Source organism: Kitasatospora sp. NPDC086009 (assembly GCF_044540385.1).
GTDB lineage: Bacteria > Actinomycetota > Actinomycetes > Streptomycetales > Streptomycetaceae > Kitasatospora.
On sequence record NZ_JBITSA010000008.1, the window covers coordinates 1 to 7,268 of the forward strand.

The following is a 7,268-nucleotide window of genomic DNA, read 5'->3' on the forward strand; positions in this document are numbered from 1 at the left end:
CCCCCCCCCCCCCCCCCCCCCCCCCCCCCCCCCCCCCCCCCCCCCCCCCCCACCCACCCCCCCCCCCCCCCCCCCCCCCCCCCCCCCCGCCCCCGCGCCGCCCCGCCCCCCCCCCCCCCCCCCCCCCCCCCCCCGCTCCCCCCTGCTCGGGACCGCCACGCCCGCGGATGGTTCCGGTCAGCCGGGCGTCAGAGCGCCCAGAACCTGGTCCGCGCACTCCGGGACGCAGTCGGACCGGGTCAGATTGGAGCCCGGGGAGGTGTCGCCCGGCCAGGCCACCAGGCAGCGGTCGCGGAAGGAGTTGCGGATCCGGTAGCCGTAGGCGACCTTCTGAATACCTACCGGCTGGCTGGACTCCCGCCTTCGATTCGGTCACGGATCATCGACGGGGCGTATGACGACCCGTCGGAAGCGGATTCGGACCCGTGCTCGCCGGAGCCCCGGGACGGCGAAGTGACCGGCCGGTAGGGTGCTGCTGCACGGACGGACCGACGGGAGTGGGGCACATGGGCGGCGACGGCACGGGGTTCTTCGAGTCGGCGGAGCACGCGGCCGCCCAACTGGCCGAAACCGGCTACCTGGCCTCCACCGCGGTGGCCACCACCGTCTTCCTGGCCGACCGCCTGGGCAAGCCCCTGCTGGTCGAGGGCCCCGCCGGGGTCGGCAAGACCGAACTCGCCAAGGCGGTGGCCGAGATCAACCGGGCACGCCTGGTCCGGCTGCAGTGCTACGAGGGCATCGACGAGGCCCGCGCGCTCTACGAGTGGAACCACGCCAAGCAGTTGCTGCGGATCACCGCCGGCCGGGACGAGGGCTGGGACCAGGCCCGCACCGACATCTTCGGCGAGGAGTTCCTCCTCACCCGGCCACTGCTGACCGCCATCCGCGGCGACGAGCCGACCGTGCTGCTGATCGACGAGATGGACAAGGCCGACGTCGAGGTCGAGGCCCTGCTGCTGGAGGTGCTGAGCGACTTCCAGGTCACCGTGCCGGAGCTGGGCACCATCACCGCGACCCGGCGGCCCTTCGTCCTGCTCACCTCCAACGCCACCCGCGAGCTCTCCGAGGCGCTGCGCCGGCGCTGCCTCTTCCTGCACCTCGACTACCCGGACGCCGAACTGGAGCGCCGGATCGTCCGGCTCAAGGTCCCCGGCCTGGACGCGACGCTGGCCGAGTCGCTCGTCCGGGTGGTCGGCGCGCTGCGGGCGATGGGCCTGCGCAAGGCGCCGTCGGTGGCCGAGACCATCGACTGGGCCCGCACCCTGCTGGCGCTCGGCGCGAACACCCTGGACGAGGCGGTGGTCCGGGACACCCTCGGGGTGATCCTCAAGCACCAGGACGACATCCTGAAGGCCACCCGGAAGCTCACCCCGGCATGACGGACCGCCCCGCCCCCGCGGCGGCCGCGACCACCGGGGCCGCCGACCTCGCGGGCCGGCTGACCGGGCTGGTCCGGGCCCTGCGCGGGCACGGGCTGCGGGCCGGTCCGGCCGAGACCGTCGACGCGGCGGCCGTCCTCGACGTACTGGGCCTCACCGACCGGGAGCAGCTGCGGGCCGGCCTGGCCGCCGCGCTGCTGCGCTCCGAGGCACAGCGGGCCGTCTACGACGCCACCTTCGACCTCTTCTTCCCGCTCGGGGTGGGCGCCCCGGAGTCGGCCCGCGGCGGCCCGTCCCCGGACGGCCCGGAGAACGCCGACGACGCCCGGGCCGCCGCCCGCGATCTGGCCGACCCCGTGCGCGAGGACCTGCGCGAGCGCCTCGCCGCCGCCCTCGCCGCCGACGACCGGGCCGCCCAGGCCCGGCTGGCCGGCGAGGCGGTGGCCGCGTTCGGCCGCTACGGCGCCGGCTCGGTACCCGGCTCTGACGGCTGGTCCGCCCACCAGACCCTCGGCCGGCTCGCCCCCGAGACCCTGCTGGCCCGCGTCCTGGCGGCGCTGCGCGCGGGCACCGCGGCGGACACCCCGGCCGACCTCTCCGACGGCCTCCTCGCCGACGAGATCCGCCGCCGCGTCCAGGCCTTCCGCGCCATGGTCGGCACCGAGGCCCGCCGCCGGGTGGCCGAGGTACGCGGCACCGAGCGGATCGCCGAACGGGCCGTCGCACCCAGCCCCGACCGGATCGACTTCCTCGCGGCCGGCCGCGACCAGCTCACCGAACTGCGCCGCACCGTCCACCCGTTGGCCCGGAGGCTGGCCACCCGGCTGGCCGCCCGGCGGCGGCGCGCGGCCCGCGGGCAGATCGACCTCCGCCGCACCCTGCGCCGCTCGCTGTCCACCGGGGGCGTGCCGTTGCGCCCCGCCTACCGGCTGCGCCGGCCGGCCCGCCCGGAGATCGTGCTGCTCTGCGACGTCTCCGGCTCGGTGGCCGGCTTCGCCGACTTCACCATGCTGCTGGTCCGCGCGATGAGCGAGCAGTTCAGCAAGGTCCGGGTGTTCGCCTTCGTCAACCGCACCGCGGAGGTCACCGAGCTGCTGGCGGGCAGCGGGGCCGATCCGGCCGGGCTGGCCCGGCGCATCCTCACCGAGGCCAAGGTGATGGGCCATCACGGCAACAGCGACTACGGCTCCGCCCTGGGCGAGTTCGCCGACCGGCACCTGGACGCGGTCGGCCCGCGCACCAGCGTGCTGATCCTCGGTGACGCCCGCAACAACCACCGCGACCCGAACCTGTCCGCCCTGCGCCGGATCGCCGGGCGGGCCCGGCGGGTGTACTGGCTCAACCCGGAGCAGCCCTCGCTGTGGGGCGGCGGCGACTCGGCGGCGACCGCGTACGCGGAGGTGGTGGAGATGCACTCCTGCCGCAACGCCCGCCGGCTGGGCGAGCTGATCGCCCGGCTGCTCCCGGTCTGACCGGCCGGGGAGCGGCCGGCGCCGCCGGGCGCGGGCTCCGGCGCCGGTTCCGGTTCCGAGCCCGCGGGAGCGTCAGCCTCCCGGCCGGGAGCGTCAGCCGTCCAGCCCGCGCAGGAAGTCCAGCAGGGCGGCAGTGACCTCGGCCGGCCTCTCCTGCTGCGTCCAGTGGCCCGCGCCGGGGAGCGTGACGTGCCCGTACAGCCTGGGGGTGAGGCGCTCCAGGATCCCGCGCAGCGCGTCCGGGCCGATCAGCGCCGACACCATGTCCCGGTCCCCCGCCACGTAGAGCGCGGGCACGTCGATGCCGCGCCCGGCGAAGGCGGTGAGCAGTTCGTTGTTGCGGTCGATGTTGCGGTACCAGTTCAGCGGACCGGTGAAGGCGTGCTCGCCGTGCCCGGCGTAGTCGGCGACGAAGGCCGCGATGTCGTCCTCGGTGAGCCAGTCCGGCAGCTTCTCCGGCTCCGGGACGGTGTCCAGCAGCGTCTGCCCGTCGGGGACGACCCAGGCCTGCGGCCGCTCGGCGCCGGGGCGGTCGCCGGAGCCGCTGAACAGGACGCGGCGGAAGGTCGAGCCCGGGTCCCTGGCGAACTCGGCGTCGGCCACCCCGGGCCGCTGGAAGTAGATCTGGTAGAAGCCCTCGCCGAACCGCTCCCTGGACAGTGCGAGCGGCGGCAGCCCGGAGACCGGCAGCGGCGGCACGCTCAGCCCGGCGACCCCGCGCACCAGGTCGGGGCGGAGCGCGGCGGTCGACCAGGCGACCGGTGCGCCCCAGTCGTGGCCGACCAGCACCGCGGGCCCCTCGCCGAGCGCGGCGATCAGGGCCGTGACGTCACCGACCAGGTGGAGCAGGGTGTAGGCGTCGACGGCCGCGGGCCGCTCGCTGCGGGCGTAGCCGCGCTGGTCGGGGGCGACCACCCGGTAGCCGGCGGCGGCCAGCGGGGCGAACTGGTGCCGCCACGAGTACCAGCTCTCCGGGAAGCCGTGCAGCAGCAGGACGAGCGGGCCCTCCCCCTGTTCGGCGAGGTGGAGCCGGACGCCGTTCACCTCGATGTCGCGGTGCGTGATGTCGCCGTACGCGAGGTCCCCGTAGGCGGAGCCGGCCTCGCGTGCGGCGCCGTCCGCCCCGCCGCCGGTCCGCCCGCCGCCCACCTGCCCGCCGGTCCGCTCGCCGAAGGCCTCGCCGGTGTCCCTGGTCACGTCGCCCACCCCTGTTCCTCACGCCGTCCGGATCGCCGCCGGACGGATGACGTCCGACCGGTCGCTATCCACCCTGCCCAGCGGAACGCCGCGGGAACCCCCGAATCTCCCCCTCCCGCGGCCGCGCCCCGGGGTGGGGTCACCCGGCCTGCGCGAGCTTCTCCTGCGCGTCGGCGAAGTCCTCGGCGGTGGGCGCGTCGTCCTGGGTGAGCCGGTGGCGCCAGTATCCGGCGAACTCCACCGACGCCTTGGCCAGTCCGCGCTCCTCCACCAGGTGGCGCCGGATCGCCCGGACCGCCGAGGCCTCCCCGGCCAGCCAGGCGAACGGCGTACCGCCGGGCAGGTCGGCGGCGCGGACCGCGTCGGTCAGCGGACCGCCGGGGGCGGCGCCGTCGCGGTACACCCAGCGCACCGTCAGGTCGGCCGGGGTGGCCAGCGGCTGCCGCTCCGCCTCGTCGGCCACCTCGGCGTACACCACCGCCCGGATCCCGGCGGGCAACGCCGCCAGCAGGGTGGCGATCGCGGGCAGCGCCGTCTCGTCCCCGGCCAGCAGGACCCAGTCGGCCCCGGCGACGGCGGTGGCGAGCGGGACGGGCCGGGCGTACAGCTCGGAGGGGCCGACCATGCCGAGCCGGTCGCCCGGCCGGGCGCGGTCCGCCCAGGCGCTCGCCGGGCCGCCGTCGCCGTGCAGCACGAAGTCGACCTCCAGCCGCCGGGTGCCGGGCCGCCGGCCGCGGACGGTGAAGCCGCGCATCCACGGCCGCTCGTCCTCCGGGACGGCCAGGTAGGCCTGGTACCAGCCCGTCGGATCGTCGTCGCCGCCGGGCAGCACGGGCTCGGTCCGGCCGGGCTTGGGGAAGCAGAGTTTGACCTGCTGGTCGGGGGTGCGGCCGACGCTGTCGTCGAGCGCATCGGCCTCGAAGGTGATGCGGGCCGTCCGCGGGGTGACCCGCTCGACCGCGACGACCTGGATGTATGTGACGGGCAATGCCACCGTCGGACCCTCCGGTTTCGGCTCCACTGATAACCTTACGCCATAAGCGATTACCTCGACGAGGATACTTTACGGCATAAGGAGTTCGCTACCGTGACCGTCTTCGCGGGCCAGGGTGACGCCCACAGCTCGATGTCCCTGCTCTGGCGCGGGCCGGAGGAGCCGCGCACCGGGCGCAGCGGCCCCAAGCCCGCCCTCAGCGTGGACGCGATCGTGACGGCCGGGATCGCGGTCGCCGACGCCGAGGGGATGGCCGCGCTGTCCATGCGCGCGGTCGGCCAACGGCTCGGCCGCACCGCGATGGCCCTGTACACGTACGTACCGGGCAAGGCCGAGCTGCTCGACCTGATGCACGATCGGGTGCTCGCCGAGCTGCCCACCGGCCACGACCCCGCCGCGGGCTGGCGGGCCGCCGCCACCGCCTGGGCCGAGGAGGCCTTCACCTGCTACCTGCGGCACCCGTGGGTCCTGCAGATCTCCCAGGCCCGGCCGGTCCTCGGCCCGGCCGAGCTGGGCGCGATGGAGGCGGTGCTGCGGATCCTGGACGGCGCCGGCCTGGCGCCCCGACAGCTGCGCGGCGTGGTCGCCGCCCTCTGGCAGCTGGTCCGCGGAATGGCCCGGACCGCCGCCGAGGCCCGTGCCGCGGCCGTGGACACCGGGGTGGCCGACGAGGAGTGGTGGTACGCGCGGTCCACCCAACTCGCATCCCTCGCACCGGACTTCGCGGAGCGCTTCCCACTGCTGACCGCGCTGGAGAGCGGCGGCGGCGCCCCCGAGGCCGGGGACGGCGCCGGTGACCCGGAGGAGCGGACCCGGGAGGCCTTCCGCACCGGGCTCGCCGTCCTCCTCGACGGTGTCGAGGCGGCCGCCGCCCGGTCGTAGCACCCGGCAGGCCCCCCGGCACTGTCCGCTGCCCAGGTGACGGTTGGTCTGAGCGGGTACGCCCGGTCACCGATCAGCGTAGGCGGGCGCTCCACCGGTCACCCTGTTCGCACGAGCTGCCGGACGCTTCGACTATGTCTTCCTTCAACCGACTGCTCACCCGCGTCCGCCGACGGGCCGGCGCCCTGGCTCTCCCCTGTACGGTGCTCTCGACCCTGGTGCCGGTCCTCGCCCTCGGTGCCGGGGCCGTCCCCGCCGTGGCGGCGCCGCTGCCCGGCGGCCTCGGCCCGTGCGTACCGGGCAGCTGCCCGCCCAGCTATCCGACGTCGATCAACAACCTCCCGTTCACCGGCCGGGACAACGGCATCAACATCTTCGTCGGCAACCAGTTCCAGGTCGCCGGGCGCGCCGCCGAGGCCGAGGGCCGCGTGGTCGTCCTCGACAGCTTCGCCCAGGCCAAGGAGGCCGGCGTCAGCTCCATCTACAACATCGGCATCGCCGGCGTCGGCTCCCGGGTCCCCCCGCCGGACGGCGCCGACTTCCTCACCACCGGCGGCGGCATCACCATCGCCCCCGGCCAGACCCTGGTCGCCGAGGGCGGCGTGGTCCGGCACGCGGGCACGGTCACCGGCACGGTGACCGGCACCCTGGTCACCGACCCCGACGCCGTCCGGCCCTACAGCGGACTGCGCGACCAGCTCACCACCGCGTCCGACTGCTACGCCCGCGTCGGCGGCACACCGCGCACCCCGACCGGCACCGCCGTGAACCAGGGCGGACAGACCCTGTTCACCGGGGACGGCAGCTCGGCCCTCCAGGTGTTCAACGTCGACTTCGACCTCACCGGGCCGACCGGCGGCCAGCAGGGCATCGTCTTCGCCGGCATCCCCTCCGGCGCCACGATCCTCGTCAACGTCCTCGGCGCCACCCGGGCCCTGAACACCTACAGCGGCGGCATCAACGACACCGACGACCCGCTCAACGCCTACCGCGACCACCTGCTGTGGAACTTCCCCGACGCCACCGCCGTCACCCTGGCCGGCACCGGCCAGTTCCAGGGCAGCTTCCTGATCGGCCGGCAGGCCTCGCTGACCACCGTCACCCTCGCGGGGATCAACGGCCGCTTCTTCACCACCGGCTCGCTCACCCACACCAGCCTCCCCGTCGGGGGCGGCGGCCAGGAGTTCCACTCCTACCCGTTCAACGGCGACCTCCCCTCCTGCACCACCCCGCCGGTCACCGGTGAGGTCCGCGTCCTCAAGACCGACGCCACCACCGGCGCCCCCCTCGCCGGCGCCGTCTTCGAACTCTGGCACGAGACCAACAACACCCCCGGCCTCCAGA

Annotated in this window: 6 protein-coding genes; 4 read left to right on the plus strand and 2 right to left on the minus strand. The window is 75.5% G+C overall.

What is annotated here, in order from left to right; translation table 11 throughout:
- Positions 1–506: 506 nt before the first annotated feature.
- Together ACIF6L_RS20575 and ACIF6L_RS20580 are read left to right on the plus strand one after the other, a co-directional pair.
- Positions 507–1,379 (plus strand): AAA family ATPase, encoded by an 873-nt coding sequence (locus ACIF6L_RS20575; protein WP_396486435.1) that lies wholly within the window; start codon positions 507–509, stop codon positions 1,377–1,379.
- Positions 1,376–2,851: a VWA domain-containing protein gene (locus tag ACIF6L_RS20580; protein WP_396486436.1), complete on the plus strand. Its 1,476-nt coding sequence runs from the start codon at positions 1,376–1,378 to the stop codon at positions 2,849–2,851. The genes ACIF6L_RS20575 and ACIF6L_RS20580 overlap by 4 nt, the downstream gene beginning before the upstream one ends.
- Before the next feature lie 93 nt (positions 2,852–2,944).
- Here ACIF6L_RS20580 and ACIF6L_RS20585 read toward each other — a convergent pair whose 3' ends face one another.
- Positions 2,945–3,916, minus strand: a complete 972-nt coding sequence (locus tag ACIF6L_RS20585) for an alpha/beta hydrolase (protein WP_359812449.1) — start codon at positions 3,914–3,916, stop codon at positions 2,945–2,947.
- Positions 3,917–4,187: 271 nt separating this feature from the next.
- Positions 4,188–5,042, minus strand: a complete 855-nt coding sequence (locus ACIF6L_RS20590) for a siderophore-interacting protein (RefSeq protein WP_396486437.1) — start codon at positions 5,040–5,042, stop codon at positions 4,188–4,190.
- 93 nt (positions 5,043–5,135) lie between these two features.
- Between ACIF6L_RS20590 and ACIF6L_RS20595 the strand changes: the two genes are divergently transcribed.
- Entirely contained in the window at positions 5,136–5,924 is a 789-nt protein-coding gene (locus ACIF6L_RS20595) for a TetR/AcrR family transcriptional regulator (protein ID WP_396486438.1), read from the plus strand.
- Between the two features lie 134 nt (positions 5,925–6,058).
- The coding region (locus ACIF6L_RS20600) for a choice-of-anchor A family protein (protein WP_396492557.1) at positions 6,059–7,268 on the plus strand (1,210 nt) is incomplete at its 3' end.